This is a genomic window from Paenibacillus sp. Dod16, from assembly GCF_049893405.1.
In the GTDB taxonomy this organism is placed as follows: Bacteria; Bacillota; Bacilli; order Paenibacillales; family Paenibacillaceae; genus Paenibacillus_AQ.
The window spans coordinates 19,372-37,878 of record NZ_JBNDYG010000075.1 but is presented as its reverse complement, the minus strand read 5'-3'; the positions used below and the strand labels follow the sequence as shown (position 1 = coordinate 37,878).

Annotated in this window: 17 protein-coding genes; 10 read left to right on the top strand and 7 right to left on the bottom strand. The window is 48.9% G+C overall.

The window, feature by feature from the left end; genetic code table 11:
* Positions 1-238: 238 nt before the first annotated feature.
* From ACPV3A_RS35535 to ACPV3A_RS35525, 3 genes are all read right to left on the bottom strand, one after another.
* Entirely contained in the window at positions 239-1,177 is a 939-nt protein-coding gene (locus tag ACPV3A_RS35535) for a hypothetical protein (RefSeq protein ID WP_426204565.1), read from the bottom strand.
* A 126-nt stretch (positions 1,178-1,303) separates the two neighbouring features.
* Positions 1,304-1,966 carry a DUF1129 family protein gene (locus ACPV3A_RS35530; protein WP_426204563.1) on the bottom strand — a complete coding sequence of 221 codons (663 nt, stop codon included), beginning with the start codon at positions 1,964-1,966 and terminating at the stop codon, positions 1,304-1,306.
* Between the two features lie 2 nt (positions 1,967-1,968).
* Positions 1,969-2,304 (bottom strand): PadR family transcriptional regulator, encoded by a 336-nt coding sequence (locus ACPV3A_RS35525; protein ID WP_426204562.1) that lies wholly within the window; start codon positions 2,302-2,304, stop codon positions 1,969-1,971.
* A 285-nt stretch (positions 2,305-2,589) separates the two neighbouring features.
* On the opposite strand from ACPV3A_RS35525, the gene ACPV3A_RS35520 reads away from it, so the two are divergent.
* The 6 genes from ACPV3A_RS35520 to ACPV3A_RS35495 all read left to right on the top strand — a co-directional run bounded on the left by ACPV3A_RS35520 (position 2,590) and on the right by ACPV3A_RS35495 (position 8,281).
* Positions 2,590-2,844, top strand: coding sequence for a hypothetical protein (locus tag ACPV3A_RS35520; RefSeq protein WP_426204560.1), 255 nt, complete (start codon positions 2,590-2,592; stop codon positions 2,842-2,844).
* A gap of 191 nt (positions 2,845-3,035) precedes the next feature.
* Complete coding sequence (locus tag ACPV3A_RS35515) at positions 3,036-3,863, top strand: alpha/beta hydrolase (RefSeq protein WP_260069127.1); 828 nt, start codon at positions 3,036-3,038, stop codon at positions 3,861-3,863.
* Positions 3,864-3,940: 77 nt separating this feature from the next.
* Positions 3,941-4,717 carry a DODA-type extradiol aromatic ring-opening family dioxygenase gene (locus ACPV3A_RS35510; protein ID WP_426204559.1) on the top strand — a complete coding sequence of 259 codons (777 nt, stop codon included), beginning with the start codon at positions 3,941-3,943 and terminating at the stop codon, positions 4,715-4,717.
* A 314-nt stretch (positions 4,718-5,031) separates the two neighbouring features.
* Complete coding sequence (locus ACPV3A_RS35505; RefSeq protein ID WP_426204557.1) at positions 5,032-5,772, top strand: hypothetical protein; 741 nt, start codon at positions 5,032-5,034, stop codon at positions 5,770-5,772.
* Positions 5,773-5,999: 227 nt separating this feature from the next.
* Positions 6,000-6,410 (top strand): BlaI/MecI/CopY family transcriptional regulator, encoded by a 411-nt coding sequence (locus ACPV3A_RS35500; protein ID WP_071221516.1) that lies wholly within the window; start codon positions 6,000-6,002, stop codon positions 6,408-6,410.
* Positions 6,410-8,281, top strand: a complete 1,872-nt coding sequence (locus ACPV3A_RS35495; RefSeq protein ID WP_426204555.1) for a M56 family metallopeptidase — start codon at positions 6,410-6,412, stop codon at positions 8,279-8,281. Before ACPV3A_RS35500 ends, ACPV3A_RS35495 begins: the two co-directional genes overlap by 1 nt.
* A gap of 1,194 nt (positions 8,282-9,475) precedes the next feature.
* Here the strand turns inward: ACPV3A_RS35495 and ACPV3A_RS35490 are convergent.
* The 4 genes from ACPV3A_RS35490 to ACPV3A_RS35475 form a co-directional block, all read right to left on the bottom strand.
* Positions 9,476-10,015 (bottom strand): DoxX family protein, encoded by a 540-nt coding sequence (locus ACPV3A_RS35490; RefSeq protein WP_426204554.1) that lies wholly within the window; start codon positions 10,013-10,015, stop codon positions 9,476-9,478.
* A gap of 1,541 nt (positions 10,016-11,556) precedes the next feature.
* Positions 11,557-12,081: a DoxX family protein gene (locus tag ACPV3A_RS35485; protein ID WP_426204552.1), complete on the bottom strand. Its 525-nt coding sequence runs from the start codon at positions 12,079-12,081 to the stop codon at positions 11,557-11,559.
* Between the two features lie 261 nt (positions 12,082-12,342).
* On the bottom strand, positions 12,343-12,882 hold the full coding sequence (locus ACPV3A_RS35480; protein WP_071221511.1) for a DoxX family protein: 540 nt from the start codon (positions 12,880-12,882) through the stop codon (positions 12,343-12,345).
* Positions 12,883-13,160: 278 nt separating this feature from the next.
* Positions 13,161-14,006, bottom strand: a complete 846-nt coding sequence (locus tag ACPV3A_RS35475) for a LysR family transcriptional regulator (RefSeq protein WP_426204571.1) — start codon at positions 14,004-14,006, stop codon at positions 13,161-13,163.
* Positions 14,007-14,157: 151 nt separating this feature from the next.
* Between ACPV3A_RS35475 and ACPV3A_RS35470 the strand changes: the two genes are divergently transcribed.
* The 4 genes from ACPV3A_RS35470 to ACPV3A_RS35455 all read left to right on the top strand — a co-directional run bounded on the left by ACPV3A_RS35470 (position 14,158) and on the right by ACPV3A_RS35455 (position 18,477).
* Positions 14,158-15,147, top strand: coding sequence for a zinc-binding dehydrogenase (locus ACPV3A_RS35470; protein ID WP_426204550.1), 990 nt, complete (start codon positions 14,158-14,160; stop codon positions 15,145-15,147).
* A 400-nt stretch (positions 15,148-15,547) separates the two neighbouring features.
* A complete protein-coding gene (locus tag ACPV3A_RS35465) occupies positions 15,548-16,627 on the top strand; it encodes a DUF3048 domain-containing protein (RefSeq protein ID WP_426204548.1) in 1,080 nt (359 codons plus the stop codon).
* A gap of 231 nt (positions 16,628-16,858) precedes the next feature.
* The gene (locus tag ACPV3A_RS35460) at positions 16,859-17,473 is read left to right on the top strand and encodes a DUF47 domain-containing protein (RefSeq protein WP_053489885.1); all 615 of its coding nucleotides are present in this window, start codon (positions 16,859-16,861) and stop codon (positions 17,471-17,473) included.
* Positions 17,474-17,487: 14 nt separating this feature from the next.
* Positions 17,488-18,477 carry an inorganic phosphate transporter gene (locus ACPV3A_RS35455; protein ID WP_127589986.1) on the top strand — a complete coding sequence of 330 codons (990 nt, stop codon included), beginning with the start codon at positions 17,488-17,490 and terminating at the stop codon, positions 18,475-18,477.
* Positions 18,478-18,507: the final 30 nt, after the last annotated feature.

Sequence of the window (18,507 nt, the reverse complement as noted above, 5' to 3'; positions counted from 1 at the left end):
GCCGGGCCGCCTCCAATTTTAATTCCAAGGAGTACCGTCGGTAAGCTTGTCCTTTTTTAGCCATGAAAAAATCCCCTTCGTTAGGCAAGATTAAGTCCATCTTAACAGATGTCTTTTTTCTCTTGTCTACTAAAAGGGGATAATACCATCTCCTACAAACGGGAATCCGGCTTTTTTTGATAGCTATTCATTAGGTTATCGGTCTTGTTTAACGTTGGTGAATTTGTGGCTCGTTCGTCTAGTCGAGCGGAACCGCCTTCGCACGATACTGCTCCACTTCCTGGGTCAACTTGTCCTTGTTACTCTCAAGCACTTCAGACCAGGATTTCAGCTTTTTCAGGAGAGCGCTTTTGGAGACGGCGTCGCTGTCCTTGAGCACGCTATCGAAGGCTTGCCGCACTTCCGGATCAAGTAGATTGTCCTCGTACTTAAATAGCGGCGTATTGTTATAACCGTAGAATAAGCTCAGCTCCGTAAAACGATGCTTCAACTTCACGTCAGCGGTCCGGTTTGATTTAGGATATGTCGTGATAAAAGCCTCCTGCGCGAGTCCACGTTCAATGACCTCGGACCAAGGGATGACCAAGGCGGCATCACTGACCGCAGGCTTCTCGGACTCCACAATCATGATGTCGATGTAGGCTTGAAGATCCTTATTGATGTAAGGCTTATATGGTTTCAGTGTCGTATAGTCGATAATCGGGAAGATGACGCCTTCGGTCGTATACAGTCTGTAGCCGCTGTCCCGCAGGTTGATGAGCACCTTCCGAAGCGTGTCGTCCTTGGCTTTGTTAATGGTCGTGTTAATCGGCTCCCCGAATTTGTACAGGTTCATCAGCTTATCCTGAATGCCGATTTCATACACCTTATCGGTTTTTGCCGGGAGTGCATCGTTCATCGCATTCTCCAGTTTGAGGACCAGCATAGTCGCCTGATACGGGGTAACGCTGCGGATATGCTTGGTGATGTAAGCCTTGGCATAAGCCACGTCAGTTTCCTTCAGAAGTTTACTGGCTTTGTTGTACACTGCATTGCCGAAGGCGGTAGCTTTGCTTGAAACTGCGGTTGAACCAGCTTGGGATACGGATGCAGGTGCTGCGTTAGCGATGACGCCGGTCTGGATCGTTAGAATAAGTGCTAGGATGGCAGCAATCGCGGATTTTTTGGATTTTGACATATATATTCCTCCCTTACCACACATTACCCTTATCCTATCATCTTCTATAGAACATTAGTTTACAATGTACGAAAAAATATTAAAGATTTTGTTATGCGCAAGCCGCGAATTCATGACGAGTTTGTATTATTTGCTCGAAAAAAGAAGCTTCGTCCCGGCGATTCCGACCAGGAATATGACGAGACTGATCCATGGCGCTATCGTCAGAACCGGCAGCAGCCGCCCCAGCCACACGCCGGCAACCAGAATCAATACGGTGATGACGACATAAATCCCCATATTGCGGACATTAATCTTGCGCTTGTCCTCCTCCGGCTTGAAGGTGTCGCTCTTCATCGATCTTAACAATGCGTGGATCAGCACATAGGAACCGCCTGCTATCAGAATCAGGGTAGAAATACGGACCTGCGTCATGCGTTCAACCGGTCCCCCGGCCCACATCGTAATGAACCCGACCAGCGCTTGGACGAAGAAAAACCAGGTTAAAGCAATCCACGGGATCATGAAATGATATTGGAGACTGCTGAGGCCCTTCATTTTTGGCAGCTGTTCTACCAGCTCTTTGCAGTAGGATTCGGGATCGCTTCCGAATACGTCCTCGGCGCTTTTGCCCTTGGCTTGGGCGTCCAGCAGATGCTGGGCGATTTCGAGCAGCAGCTCCTCGCCTTTTTGCTCCTGCACCGAGCTGCTGCGGATATAGACCACCATGTCCTGGTAATAGCTCAGGTTGTTTGGTTTCATGGCATCCTGGAGTCGATTGTTCTCTTTAATCATCTGTTTGGTATTCATGTTCACTGTCCTCCGCGGTTTAGAATGTGGTCCACACTATCTTTAAGCGTTCCCCAATGCTCCTTGAATTGTTGAAGAACCTGTCGGCCTTTATCGGTCAAATTGTAGTATTTGCGGGGGGGGCCCCCGGCACCGGGCGCAGGCCGAAGTGTCCCTTCGATTAACTGCTCTTTCTGCATGCGAAGCAGCAGGGGATAAATGCTGCCTTCGCTCACAAACGTTAGCCCACTGTCTTCCAGCAGCGTGCTAAGCTCATAACCGTATACCTCCCGATGCTCCATGAGCGAGAGAATGCAGCCTTCGAGAATGCCTTTTAGCATCTGACTTTGGGTGGTCATGAATGGGATTATCCTCCTTCAAGTATATTGCTATGCAAGGTAGTTGGTCGTATGGAGGCTAGGCTGCCAATTGAAAATGATAAATGACGAGTGACAAACTGTCGACTACCTTGTTATGCAATATATCATACCAACAACATACTTGCAATGCAAGGTAGTTTGCAAATTCTATGTCGTATTCGTGAACTAGGTATAATTCCGCCGTTCCTATTTCACAATAATAAGCATTCTGAATCTATAGACGACACCCTAATCACTTTAGGGATAAGAAGGAGGAGTTCTCAGGTGTGTGCTAACTTTTTTGACGATGAATTGCATGGGGGAGACGCTGTGCCGGCCAATGGGCAAGAGGTTGTTGCAGGCAGCAGTACAGCGGATGGGATATTTGGCCAGACTGAAGGGGGATACGCCTCCGAGGGTGATGAAACAGATCTGTCTGCATCAAGCTTATGGGAGAACGACCCCGTCGGGAAGACCTGGATGAACGATTGGAGCGGGCGCGAAGAGACCCATGCCATGTTTCGCCAGAGCTATGAGTAAGGCTGAGGGTGCGGTGCGAAAACTGTAAGGAACAATTAATTCAGGCGTGAAGAAATATGCCGCGTTTGTCGATCTGCCATGCGTTGACAATCCATAATCACGATGCTAAGATAAGTTTAATTAATTCATATTAAACTTATCGGAATTATTAATATTATGATTACGGCGTGTTATCGCAAGGAGGAATCGGCATGGAGCGGCAAATTACAATCCGGCATAATCAAGAGGAACTTACAGCAACCATCCATTACCCGTTGAAGGAAGCGGCCCAAGGCGGCCGGTGTAATCGGATTCCGCTGGTCATTATCTGCCACGGCTTCGTTGGAAGCCGGATCGGCGTGGACCGGCTGTTTGTCAAAACGGCACGTGAGTTTGCCGAAGACGGGTACATGGTGATCCGGTTCGACTACATCGGATGCGGGGAGAGCTCGGGCAATTATGGCAGCGAGGGTCTCGATTCAATGATTGCCCAGACGCGTTCCGTCCTCGATTATGGACTCAGCTGCACCGACGTCGATCCGACGCGCATCACACTCATCGGACATAGCTTGGGCGGCGCTGTCGCCCTGCAAACCGCCGTTCGGGACCGGCGGGTGAAGAATCTGATTCTGTGGTCTGCGGTAGGATATCCGTTCAACGATATCGTCAAAATCACCGGTCGCGATGTATACGACACCTCTGTCAAGTCAGGATCCGCCGATTATTTGGGATACTCGTTTACTCCGGTCTTTTTCGAATCGCTGGCACAGGGTCAGCCTTTCCAGGAAGCAATCAAGTTTACGGGCAATGTGCTGGTGATACATGGTACCTCGGATGAAGTCATTCCGGTGGATTACGCATTTTTGTACCAAAAAGTGTTCTGGATGCGCCAGGAAGGCCGCTGCGATAAGGAGATTATCTTCCAGGCCGATCACACGTACTCTGCCGGACCACAGCGCGAGCTGCTGCTTCAGCGGACACGGGATTGGTTGAACGAGCAGGAGAATATTCAGCAGGAATGGCAGCACTGGATGATTTAAGGGAGTTATTTGGCATAATGGGCGATTTAACGGTACAATAGAGTTGTCCCTTGATTTTGAAGCTGGAGGTGGCATCGATGACGTTACCTGCTTTATTTATTGCCCATGGTTCGCCGATGATGGCCCTGGAGGACAACGAGTACACCCGCTTCCTTGAGCAGTTGGGGCGGGAGCTGCCTACGCCTAGGGGCATAGCTGTATTTTCTGCCCATTGGGACGATCCGGATCAGCGGCTTACTGAAGACGCCGAGCATGGCACGATGCATGATTTTTACGGATTTCCGGAGGAAATGTACAAGATCACATATCCTGCCCCAGGCAGCGCAGAGCTGGCTGCTCAGATTCGTCAGCGTTTTGAGGCTAACAATCTGCATGCCAAAGCCGTGACCGGCCGTGGTCTGGACCATGGCGTATGGGTCATTCTGCGCAAAATGTACCCCGATGCGAATATTCCCGTGGTGGCCTTGTCCGTGGACTCCAAGCGCTCGCCGTACGAACAATATTCCATCGGTACGATGCTGTCCGATTTGCGTGAAGAAGGCATCCTGATTATCGGGAGCGGCGGTTTGGTGCACAATCTGCGGATGGTGCACGAGAGCGATGAGCCTGATGAATGGGCGGCTGCATTCGATGAATGGATCGCGGAGCAGCTGACGGAATGGAATCTGAATAATCTGTTTGCGTTTGACAAAAAAGCGCCTCATGCCAGCGATGCTGTCCCTTCCTATGGACGGGAGCATTTTGTCCCTTTGTTCTACGCAATGGGTGCTGCCGACAACGGCCGCAAGGCAAAGCGATTGTTTCAATCTTACCAATATGGCAGTTTGAGTCTGAACTGCTGGTCATTCGAATAATGAGATGCCGGGCTTGGTTTACAAGCTCGGCTTTTGTTGTGGGCCGATAAAAATGAGATGTTCAGGCTGGGTGGTGGGATTCACCATAGCTCGATTGATTTTGCTGGAGAACAAGAACGTAGCGCCATAGGTTTTATACACAAGCCCATGCAGTCTGAAATAAGATTGCATGGGCTCTTTTTTCTGTATTCAACCAAACCCCAAAAATTTTTCTGCACAAACCGTGTTGACATTATTGAACTACAGTTGTAGTATTGATTTGCAACTACATCTGTAGTTTGTAAGTAAAAATTATAGGAGAGGAGTATTACCAAATGAAAGCAGCAACGAAAGTAGCAATCGCGACACTAAGCAGCATTTTATTAATGGGTTCTTCCGTAAACCTCGCGGCGAAGGCGCAATCCTACGAAAAAGCCCCAAAAGCTACTGTCAAGAAAGCAGCCGAAACAGCCAAGTCTATCTCTGCAGAGGAAAAAAAGCTTATCGAGGATGAGATCCAGAGAGTGAAGAAGTTGGCCCAAGAGTCGGGTGATATGTACGTTCTGTATCATAAGTACCCAAAATTAAATAGCGGATTTGATATTAGCTTTTGGGGAGGGATACATGAATTCACTTCATACGAGGACTACTTGAAAAAAGCCTCAACTCTGAAGGGGTCCATCTTGAAGCAGCCTGCCAACCTGCCAAAGGGATACAAGTTTTTAACAGCGGTCATTGAAGGTCCGACCGAAGGAAAGTTCGTTGATGAAGTAAGGGCCGAAGGCAAGAAGAGCGGAAAGCCCATCTATGCGAAAAAGATCGATTGGAAAGAGGCGGTAACCATCCGTCTTAAATATACGAACGGAGAAGACACACTGGGCTTTTCCAAGTATGCGGCAGACTCGGAGGGAAGCAAGAAAAAAGGTTTCTTTAGTGATAAGCTGCCGGCGCATGTCTTTCCAAAATACGTTTTTTGGAATGATGGCGGCAAATTCGAATACAGCATTTCAACCTCCTCTTTGGATATGTCCAGGAAACAGAAGGTTGAGATTTTGAAAGCAGCGGTGAAAAAATAACATTTGCGTCAGCTTCAGGACTTGCGGACAGGCCCATACAGCTCTGGAAATAGGATGGCATGAGTTCTTTTGCAGATCAACATTCCCACAAGCGGTACAAGTATACTGCATGTAACTAAACCGAGAAAATTTTCTTCACCAAACATGTTGACATTATCAAACTACAATCGTAGCATTAACATAACTACACATGTAGTTTTATTGAATTGACATTGGAGGTTTCATGCATGAATCAAATACCACCGATTACGGATGCAGAGCTGGAAATTATGCGCGTATTGTGGGCTAATCCGGACTGTCCTTCCAGCGAGGTCGTAAAGAAAATGACGGATCTGATGGGGTGGAGCCCCAATACAACTCGGACGCTCCTCAGTCGTCTGGTGCAGAAGGAAGCAGCGGGTGCGAAACTGGAAAAGGGTTCAAAGCGCACCCAACTATTTTATCCGATCATCAGCGAGCAGGAGTATCTGCAGTCTGAAACCAAATCCTTTATGAAAAAACTTTATGGGGGAGCTTTAAAGCCGATGCTGGCCAACTTTCTGCAGGATAAAAAACTGAATGCGCAAGAAATCGAGGATCTGAAGGCTTTGTTTGACGAGAACAGCAGCGACGGGGAAACAGAAAAGAGAGAGCCCTGATGAGTCATACATTGCATGAAAATTTATTGTTGTTATTCGGCTGGGTAATTCGCGGATCGTTCATGGCCGGCATCATGATCGTCCTTGTCCTGATGCTGCAATTTCTACTAAAAAACAAGATTGAAGCCAGATGGAGATACTGGCTTTGGTTTCCTGTGGCCATTCGCTTGCTGCTCCCTTGGGCCCCGGAATCCTCGCTTAGCCTATACAATGTTTTGTCTCTGGAGGCCATAGTGCCCGGCATTCATCAACAAACTCAAGTTTCACCGCTTTGGAAGGAAACGGGGAGAATAAGCGCGGCGATTCATGTTGAGCGCTCTATACACCCGGAAGCAAGCGGAACTTCGGAAGTACCTGCTCCATCCCTTGAATCGGGACCCGTGCAGAACAGCGGTTATTGGTGGAATGGGTTCAAGCAGATAGGCTTCACCAATATACTGATGTCGGTTTGGCTTGCGGGTGTGCTGCTTCTTGCCGCGAAAACGGTATACGACCAGCTTCGATTGAAACAAGCCCTGCGCACGGGCCGAAAAATAGATACGCCTTCTCTATCGGCCGTGTTTCACGAGACGAAACAGCAATTAGGCGTGAAGCAAACCGTGCAGTTTGTAGCCAGCGAGCGAATTCCTGGACCTGCCGTGGTCGGTTTTAACAAACCGGCGATCGTCATTTCGCCCAGTCTGCTCATCACGCTGCAAAAGGATCAACTTCAATATATTCTGGCGCATGAGTTCGCACATATTCAGCGGCGGGACGTTGCAGTGAACTGGTTAATGCATATCATTCTTATCATCCATTGGTTTAATCCGTTATTATGGCTAGCCGTACATAAAGCGAGACAAGACCAGGAGATGGCCTGCGATGCATGCGCCTTGAATCGGATGAGCCCGCAGCAAAACAATGCATACGGACAAACGATCATCCATGTGCTGGACCATTTTTCAGGAAACCAACGTCAGCCGGGGCTTGCCGGCCTGTCCGCCACGCATAAACAAATGAAAAGGAGACTTACGATGATTAAACATTTTCACAAAAAATCCTATCGCCTGTCCATTCTGGGGATGGGCATGATTCTCGCGCTAGGCAGCGTGACATTGGTTAATGCTAAGGAAAGCGATGCAGGGAACGTAACGTCAAAGGCTTCCGTGCAGTCGGAACAGGATGGAGCTGTTGTCAATAACGTGCCGGATATTATCTTTCCCGAGGGGGATATTGACCGCGAGCTTTACAAAAAAGAGCTGGAAAAGGCCGAAAAAAAAGCAGAAGCAGCAGCCAAGGCTCTAACTCCAGAGGATAAGAAGTATATCGAAGCTGAGACCAATAGAGTGAAGAAGCTAAGCGAAGAGACAGGTGATATGTATGTTCTGTATCATAAATATAAGGATCTTAACAGCGGATTCGACCTAAGTTATTGGGGAGGTATAGAAAAATTCACTGCTTACGAGGACTACTTGAATAGAGCTTCCACGCTGGAGGGTTCTATTCTGAAGCGGCCTACCAACTTGCCGGAGGGATATAAGTTTTCCAAAGCGAGAATTGAAGGTCCAACCGAAGGAAAGTTCCTTGATGAAGTAAGGGCCGAAGGCAAGGAGAGCGGAAAACCCATCTACGCGAAAAAGATAGACTGGAAAGAGGCGGCAACCATTCGTCTTGAATATACGAATGGGAAAGACACGCTGGCCATTTCAAAATTTATGTTGGACTCAGAGGAAAGCAAGAAGAATGGGTTCTTTGAGGATGATTTCCCGGCGCATATCTATCCAAAATACGTTTTTTGGCATGAAGGCGGCTTTGAATACAGCATTTCAACCACATGGGATATGTCCAAGGAACAGAAGATCGATATTCTGAAAGCAGCGGTGCAGAAATAATGTTTTGACTCAGCTATTTGGTACGGGTAGCCCATGCAGTCCTGGAAGTAGGATTGCATGGGCTCTTTTATTGATCAGGATTTTTCTGCAGTCCGAAACCAAATCCTTCAACTATACAACCGCTAAGGAAATGGTATGTCAAACGAGTTACGGCCAGGCCGTAACGGACCTCAGATCCGCTATTTCCGCAATACGCTCGCTTTTGATGGGGTTATCGGACACACGATCCGTTAAGTAGCAGATAATCGGCAAAATGAGGACCTTATTTGGTAAATAACGGATCCGTGGTCCGTTCGTGTTAAAAAAAGGGTGCTTTTGGTCAAAATAAGGTCCGCTGAGTCCGCTAAAATTGCAAGTGACTAGGCAGTGCCCTTATGAACTATGCTCGAACTTATGAACAACGCTCAAATTTATGGCACTCTCCGGACCTCAGATCCGCTATTTTCGCTATACGCTCGCTTTTGATGGAACTATCGGACACACGATCCGTTAAGTAGCGGATAATCGGCAAAATGAGGACCTTATTTGGTGAATAACGGATCTGTGGTCCGTTTGTGTTAAAAAAAGGGTGCTTTTGGACAAAATAAGGTCCGCTGAGTCCGCTAAAATTGCAAGTGACTAGGCAGTGCCCGTATGAACTACGCTCGAACGTGAGTACGACGCTCGAACGTAAGTACGACACTCGAAGTAAGTATGACGCTCTTGGACCTCAGATCCGCTATTTTCGCAATATGCTCGCTTTTGAGGGGTTTATCGGACATAGAATCCGTTAAATTGCCGATAATTCGTAAAATGATGACCTTATTTGGTGAATAACGGATCTGTGGTCCGTTCGTGTTAAAAAAAGGGTGCTTTTAGTTAAAATAAGGTCCGCTGAGTCCGCTAAAATTGCAAGTGACTAGGCAGTGCCAGTATACGCTCGAACTTATGTACGACGCTAGAAGGTAAATACAACACTCAAATGTATGGCACTCAAATGTATCACAAAGCTCAATGCATGACAGTGCTCAATGTAAGACAAAGCTCAATGTATGACAAAGCTGAAATGTATGACAGTGCTCGACCCATATGCCAAACTTCCAACGTATGCCAAATCTCCAATGTATACCACAACAAAAACAGCCCGGCTTGATTGCTCAAGTCGGGCTGCGTAATCAATAGGTTAGTTTTTTTGGTTGCAGATGCTTACCATGTTTATGCCGTTTGTTTTTTGAAAGGTGTGTGCGTGGTGCCACCGCCTTTAGTTGTTCTGTGCGTCATTTTGTTCCACAGGCCGCGGAGGTAAGGGAGAACCCAATAATCGAGGCCGATTTTACCGGCGTTGGCAGCAGCGACGATGATCAGCACTTCAAGCAGTAACATCTGGGCGTTGGTGCTCACCGTACCCGAGAAGAGGAATGCGGCGTTCATCACAAGTCCCATCAGAGCGGCGAAGGTAGTGAAGGTACCGAGGATCAGCCCGACCCCTACGAGGAACTCACCGAGCGGGATGATAAAGTTGAAGAGCTTCACGCCCGGCAGTGCCGCATGCTCCAGAAACGCCGCCCACCAGCCTTGAACTGCGGGGTGATCGCCGGCTGCTTTGGCGATCGCGCCTTGCAGGAAGCCGCCTGCTTCAAATCCGCCCGTCAATTTACCCCAACCTGCTGTCATCCACTCATAACCGATGTAGACCCGGATGAAGGTCAGCAGCCACATTGCCAATTTGTTTGTTCTCAGCCAGTTGTTAAACATATAAACCACTCCCTTAAAAGTATGATTTCTTTTTTATGAAAATTCCTTGCCAATTCTCGGATGTGCTGAAGTTCTATGATGTTGTTCTTTATGAAGATGATCATCTCTTTCATGTCTTTATTATAAGTGAAATAAATCACAATATATGTGATTAAAATCACATTCGTGATAAAAATCATAAAAAACTTTTAATTTGTGAGTTGGCAGGGGGAAGTGACAGATGATAAGCGAGAGGGTGAACAGGTGCAATATATAGGGGAGACGTAGGAGAGTCACAGGACAGTGAGGGGAAGATGCGCACTAGGATATGTGGTGCTAAAGCATGGTGCCTAGATGATTGCGGGAGTAAGCAAATGGGTAGTAAGCAGGTAATTAGTAAGTAATGTGGTGCTAAAGCATGGTGCCTAGATGATTGCGGGAGTAAGCAAATGGGCAGTAAGCAGGTAATTAGTAAGTAATGTGGTGGTAAGCATGTTGTCTGGAGTATTGCGGGAGTAAGCAAATGGGCAGTAAGCAGGTAATTAGTAAGTAATGCGGTGGTAAAGCATGGTGTGTGGAGGATTGCGGGAGTAAGCAAATGGGTAGTAAGCAAGTAATTAGTAAGTAATGTGTTGCTAAAGCATGGTGCCTGGAGGATTGTGGGAGTAGGCAAATGGGCAGTAAGCGAGTAATTAGTAAGTAATGTGGTGCTAAGCATGGTGTGTGGAGGATTGTGGGAGTAAGCAAATGGGTAGTAAGCAGGTAATTAGTAAGTATGTGTTGCTAAAGCATGGTGTGTGGAGGATTGCKGGAGTAAGCAAATGGGTAGTAAGCAGGTAATTAGTAAGTAATGTGGTGGTAAGCATGGTGTGTGGAGGATTACGGGAGTAAGCAAATGGGCAGTAAGCAGGTAATTAGTAAGTAATGCGGTGGTAAAGCATGGTGTCTGGAGTATTACTGGTGTAGGCAAATAGGTAGTAAACAGGTAATTAGTAAGTAATGTGGTGCTAAGCATGGTGTGTGGAGGATTGCGGGAGTAGGTTAAATGGGAGTAAGCAGGTAATTTAGTAAGTAATATGCTGTAAGAATATTCTGTACAGACGTGCAGAGTGAGTAAGCAAGAATGGCCAGCAAGGAATAAATAAAGCCAGTAAGTACAAAGCCAGCAAAGAAAATCTAGCAAGCTGTAAGCAGTGTGCGCAAAGCAGCATCTAGTACCTGGTGCGTGTAGATAAAGATGCAACGCATTGGGAGATAGCATATCGCTTGGCCGCTGGGTTCGGTGGTGAAATCGTTACTTGGGGCAAAATGGTGATAAGACACGGATGACCGGTACCGGTGGCATCGGTCACCCGTTGGTTTATAAAGGTAAGCTAAGCTGTAAGAGGTCGGAGAGAGGAGAAGCATCAATCATTCATATTTAGACATGACGTATGAGTTGGTCTCAACTGAGGATCTGAGGAGTCAGCAGCCCCATTCATATTACTCGGGAAGCAAGCGCCATCCGCTTGATTTTTATTCTGTGATTATACTGCCCCTAAACTCCCACATCTCTTGTAAAATCAGACCGCCTGATTCTGCAGAGAGGAAGGGTCACTGCTGATTTTTGCTTTGCGCGTGAATTTATCTTGGAGGTAGGCCATGAGCCAGCGGTCGATCCCGATCTTTCCGCTATTGACGGCCGAGAGGATGATCAGGAATTCGAGAAGCAGGAGCTGACCGTTGATGCTGATGGCACCAGAAAAGAGATACGCAGCGTTCATCACAAGCCCCATCAGCGCAGCGAACACAGTGAATGTGCCGAGGATGAGGCCAAGGCCGACGAGGAATTCGCCCAGTGGAACGATGACGTTGAACCATTTGACGCCGGGCAGCGCGGCATGCTTCAGGAATACGGCCCACCAATCCTGAACCGCAGGGTGCTCACCCGTGGATTTGGCGATGGCCCCTTGCATAAATCCGGTCGCATCGAAGCCTCCCGTTAACTTGCCCCAGCCTGCCGTCAGCCACTTATACCCGACGTACACCCGAATGACCGTCAGCAGCCACATTGCGATTTTGCTTGATTGCAACCATTGAATAAACATCAGCACCACTCCTCCAATGAATAATCATTCTCTTTTTTGTTTTCAGATTTTTGCAAATTTGAAATTCGTAATCACGACGGAAGCCGAAAAAACAGCAACGATCTATATAATGTCGCACCATCACAAATTATTCATATTTGCAAAAATCTGTATTTAAATACAGTATTCGCATAGGCTGCGATTTGGCATAGGTTCTTGGTACGAAAAAAAGACGATGGAGAACCGGAGTTCTCCATCGTCTTTTTATGGATCGTTATGAGGTTAAGCTGTGCGTTTTTTCAGATGAGTCGTGGGTGCTTTGGGTTCATGATCACGGTGGGTCATTTTATTCCACAGGCCGCGAAGGTAAGGGAGAACCCAACGGTCAAGACCTATTTTACCGGCGTTGGCAGCGGCTACGATGATCAGTACTTCAAGCAGCAGCATTTGGGCGTTGGTGCTCACAGTACCCGAGAAGAGGAACGCGGCGTTCATGACCAGTCCCATCAGGGCGGCGAAGGTGGTGAAGGTACCGAGAATGAGTCCGAGACCTACCAGAAACTCACCGAGCGGGATGATGAAGTTGAAGAGCTTCACGCCCGGCAGTGCCGCATGCTCCAGGAATGCTGCCCACCAGCCTTGGACGGCGGGGTGATCGCCGGTTGCATTGGCAATCGCGCCTTGGAGGAACCCACCAGCGTCAAATCCGCCGCCTGTCAATTTGCCCCAACCTGCTGTCAGCCATTCATAACCGATATAGACCCGGATGAAGGTCAGCAGCCACATTGCAACTTTGTTCGTTCTCAGCCAATTGTTAAACATATAAACCACTCCTTAAATGAGTTTTGATTTTTGGGATTAACGGGTTATAACGTTGTTTCTGATGCGATGTTGTCGATTCTTGTTGCCTTGGGAAGTGATCACCTTCTCTATGTCTTTATTATAAGTGAAAATATTCACATTATACGTGATAAATATCACAAAGTTGTGAACGTTCAATCGAATCCTCCCACTGACTAGATTACTCAATCGTTTTTGTTTTCAGGAGTGCAGGGATTCTCACGCTGTGGTCATTCGATCCGATGTGCCCGCTTTGAGGGTCAAACTTCTAATCGTTTTTGATTATCCGGCTCCAGAAAAGCTCGAAGGGCGCTGCTCAGCGGCACGTCGCGGTGATAGATAAAATACACCACGACCTCGCGGTAGGACTCCGGCAGTGTCATGGCTGCAATGTTTTTCTCGTTGGAAAGCGAAACGGCATTGGACCTGGGGAGAAGCGCTACGCCGAGACCCGAAGCAACCCCGCCTAACACGGCTTCGAGCGAACCGAACTCTATGATTTGCGGATGTTGAACGCCAGCTTCGGCCAGCAGGCGCTCCACTCTGGATCGGTGGGTGCAGCCTGTCGACAAAATAAGCATCGGCTTCTGCAGCTGCTCCTGCTGGCTTGCCGCTCCGGCTTCGGAGATGAGCACCAGTTCCTCATTATACGAAGGGATCTGTTTCAGCAGAGGATGCGTCAAAGGTCCGTACACGAAAGCACCGTCCAGTTCGCGGTCCAGCACTTGCTGCATCAGCACGCTGGAGTTGCCCGTGGTGAGGGACAGGCTGACCTCGGGGTGACGGGCATAATAGTCGGCCAGGCGTCCCGGCAGATATGCAGCGGCGGTGGATTCAATCGCACCGATTCGTAGCGGTCCCCGCGGCGTATCCTCTGCCTGTACGGATTTCTCCGCTTCATCCAGCAAATTTAAAATTTGACGCGTGTATCCAAGCAGGCGCTCGCCGGCCGGGGTCAGTTCCATCCCTCGATTGCTTCGGATAAACAGGGCCGTCTGGAGCCTGTCCTCCAGCTGGCGGATCCGGCCCGTGACGTTGGAGGGAACATACTGCAGGCGTTGGGCCGCCCGCGTAATGCTGCCTTCCTCCGCTACTGCGCGGAATATCCGTAAATCTCCGCTTCCATTAGTCTCACCTTCCTGACTTCATTCTGACTGAATGCCATATTCATTACTACTCATTTTACATGCTCCGAGGCGAACTATACAATTGAACCTAACATGGCCTACATAAGCCGGAAGAAGGGGAGAGATTCATGTGAAAGCAGCCATTCATCACTGCCGGAGCGGTCTGGACGGACTTCGGGTCGGCAATATGGAATCGAAACAACCGGGTTCCGGTGAGATCCGGGTCCGTTTAAAGACGGCCGGACTCAATCACCGCGATCTGTTTCTGATGAAGGGACGTCATGCGGCGGATGCTCCGCTCATTCTGGGCTCAGACGGAGCAGGCATCATTGATGCAGTGGGTGAAGGAGTGGGGGGTCTGACAGTCGGCACGGAAGTCATCATCCATCCGACGATCGGTTGGGATAACACCGAAGAGGTCCCGGTGGTGCCGCAGATCCTGGGCGGACCCACGGACGGTACGTTTGCTGAAACGGTCGTCATTCCAGCGGACAATGCCTTCAGAAAGCCGACATACCTGACATGGGAGGAAGCGGGAGTACTGTCTTTATCCGCGCTAACGGCCTACCGTGCGCTGTTTACGAGGGCGCATATCAAGCCTGGCGAGCATGTGCTTATACCAGGTATAGGAGGCGGGGTTGCAACCTACGCCATGCTCATGGCCCAGACTGCGGGGGCTGTCGTCAGCGTCACTTCCCGAAGCCAAGCCAAGCTCGAAGAAGCGCGGCGCTATTCTGTGTATAGGGCTTTTTCGAGCGGCGGGGATTGGAGCGAAGAGCTGCAAGGGGAGAAGGTGGACGTGATTCTGGATAGTATCGGTCCGGCTACCTTTCCCCAATACTTGGAAGTGATCAAGCCGAATGGGCGGATCGTCAGCTTTGGGGCCAGCTCCGGCGACGCGGTCGAGGTTCCGCTGAGAGCTTTATTTTTTCCGCAGCTGTCCTGGATCGGTACGTCGATGGGGAGCCGCGAGGAGTTCGGAGAGATGCTTCGGTTCATGGAGGAGCACACCATTGCGCCCCTGATCGACCGGATGTACCCGCTGGATGAGATTCTGGATGCGTTCCGGCGGATGACGGCGGGCGAGCAGTTTGGCAATATTGGTTTGCGGATCGGATGACAATCGGCATCTCGTTTCCCTTCGGAAACTTCTCCGGCTAAATAATTGGATGGAAGCAGGAAGTCTCTTAAAGGCATACGCACTATACGTATGCCTTCTAAGAGACTTTTTTTATGTCACAAACCGGGTCGTTTAGAACCTCACCATGGTTTGAGTTGGAACTGCTGCTGCCAAGGCCATGCTGTCAAGGTGATTCATTAAAGGATGATAACTCTTCTAAATACAGACAAAGCACGGATTTTGTGATTAAATGTAAACTAAAGTTGATTGTCGGTTGGAAATTTCGGGGAAATGGGTTGGAAATTTAGGGTAATAAGTAATGGGAGCGTTCATAGGGGGAAACCATATGTTTAGCAAAGGGTCTTTGTCTTTCCAAAAATTCGCGTGGAGGACAAGCTTAATGTCGATGGCGACAGTTCTTATGCTGTCGGGCTGCGGCGGCGATAAACAGCAGGCGGAGCCTGCTCCGGCACCAGTGGTGGAGGCTCCGATCGAGCAGCCGGTAGAAGTGCCTCAAGAGGAAACGCCCTCTCCATATAAGGCACCGCTGACAGGATTGCCGTTAGAAGCGTCACTGACGCAGCGGCCGCTGGCCGTTATGATCAATAACGCACCGGCGGCAAGGCCGCAGTCGGGTCTGGGACAAGCGGACATGGTGTATGAAGTGCTGGCGGAGGGAGGGATCACGCGACTGATCGGCATTTTCCAAAGCCAGAGCGGCATTGAGAAGATCGGGCCGATTCGCAGCATTCGTCCTTATCTCATCAATCTTGGCGAGAGCTACGGTGGCGTTCTGGTCCACGCGGGCGGCAGCCCTGAAGCTTATAGCATCATCCAAAAGCAAGGCAAGCAGGATATGGATGAGATCGGAAATGCTGGCTCCTTCTTCTGGAGAGACAAGGAACGCAAAGCGCCGCATAATCTGTATTCCAGCGACGAGAAGCTTCGTGAAGGAGCGGCCAAGCTTAACTATGGCAACGACGTGAAGGTGCCGCAATATTCGTTCTATTTTGAGCCGACGGCTGCAAGCGGCGAAGGTGAAGAAGGAACGGCGCCTGCGGAGGTTATTTCCGGTGAACCCGGGGAGAAGGTAGAAATCAAATTTTTACTAGACAGTTATGTGGTGGCTTATCAGTATGACGGTTCGTCCAATACGTACAAACGGTGGGTCAATGGCTCGCCGCATGTGGATCTCAACGATAATGTCCAGCTTGAGGCTGCGAATGTCATCGTGCTCGGGGCGGATCATAAAGTGCTGGATGATGTGGGCCGGCTTGCCGTGAATGTGGAAGCGGGCGGGAAAGCGATGCTGTTCCAGCGCGGAGAAGTCATCGAGGGCCAGTGGGTACGCGCAGCGGGCGATGCGATCCGTTTTGTGAAAGACGGCAAGGAAGTGCCGTTGGTGCCGGGAACGACGTATTTCAACATTGTGCCGAATTCGCCTTCTTTTGAAAGCCATGTGACCATTACGAATCCTTGATGCATAAGATGTGGATGGAGGATGCTCTGTCGGGATAATTTGCACGCCTACGGAGATGTTAATAGGCAAGGGAAATGTAACGATATCCATGCATCTTCTATTTTGTTAGTTCCTTACATTTTTGAGTGTTACTTTTCTATACACACCCTGCCATGGATGTGATAAGATAGTCAAGGTTGTCTATCTTTTGAGGGCGTTCGCGGCAATTTATCGAAAAAAGGGGTTAAGAGTATGAAATTGAAGAAGAAGGATATATTCTTCCAAACGTTGGAGAATATGGCCGATACGGTGGTACAAGCCGCAGATTATTTTTCGCAGCACGTTTCCAATCTTCAAGATGTGCTTGAATTTGCCAATGAAATGAAAAAATACGAGTCCCAGTGTGATACCTATACGCATACCATCATCACTGAGCTCAACAAAACGTTTATCACGCCAATCGAACGCGACGATATTATGGACCTGACAACCAGCATGGACGATGTGATGGACGGATTGGAAGCAACGGCATCCCGTTTCTATATGTACAATTTGGGGAAACCTGACGAGTACATGGTACAGTTTGCCGAAATTTTGCGTCAATCGGCTTACGAAATTCAGAAGGCCATTCATTTGCTCTCTCAGAAAAAACTTCTGGCTATTCGTGAGTACACGATCCGCTTGAACGATCTGGAGAACCAAGGCGACGAGCTGCTGCGCATCTGTATCAAGGATCTGTTCGCCACCGTCTCTGACCCGATTCTGCTGATCAAGAAAAAAGAGATTTACGAACGTCTTGAAACGACCACGGACACCTGCGAAGACGTGGCAAATATGCTGGAATCCATCATTATGCGCAACTCGTAAGGGAGTCCTGAACAATGGATACAACGATGTTAGTATTAGTAATTGTTGTTTTTTTGGCGCTTGCATTTGACTTCATCAACGGGTTTCACGATACGGCGAATGCCATTGCAACGTCGGTATCAACCCGGGCCTTGAAGCCGCGAGTAGCCATATTGCTTGCAGCCAGCATGAACTTCATCGGTGCGATGATGTTCACAGGGGTTGCCAAAACCATCGGCGGCAGCGTCGCGGATCCGACCAAGCTGGATAACGGGATCGAGGTTGTTATTGCAACATTGCTTGCAGCCATCATCTGGAACCTGGTTACCTGGTGGTTCGGATTGCCTTCGTCCTCTTCCCATGCCCTGATCGGGGCATTGGCCGGTGCGGTATTTGTCGGCGCGGGAAGCGACATGCTGAATTATGGCGGATTTAAGGATATCGTATTAGCGCTGATTCTGTCGCCTATTCTTGCGTTTGTGATCGGTTATGTGGTCATGCAGCTGCTGAAGTTCATCTTTGCCAAGCGCAGTCCGCATACGGTGAATAAAGGCTTCCGTACGATGCAGATCTTTACGGCAGCATTGCAATCCTTCACGCACGGTACCAACGATGCACAGAAGGCGATGGGGATTATCACCTTTGCCCTGGTTACCTCCGGTCAATTGACAGAGATGGAAGTTCCGCTCTGGGTTAAAATTTCGGCAGCAACAGCGATGGCGCTCGGTACGTCGGTAGGCGGCTGGAAGATCATCAAGACCATGGGTACGAAAATTTTCAAAATCGAGCCGATCAACGGCTTCGCAGCGGACTTCTCGGCTGCATCCGTCATCTTCTCGGCTACGCTGCTTCACTTGCCAATCAGTACGACGCATGCCATTACTTCGGCGATTCTCGGCGTAGGCTCAGCGAAACGCTTCTCCGCTGTGAAATGGTCCCTGGCAGGACGCATCGTAGTGACCTGGTTTATTACGATTCCGATTACGGCTGTACTGGCAGGAGTCATCTTTAAAATTCTTTTCTAAAAACGTAATTACACATAGATAATGGATAGT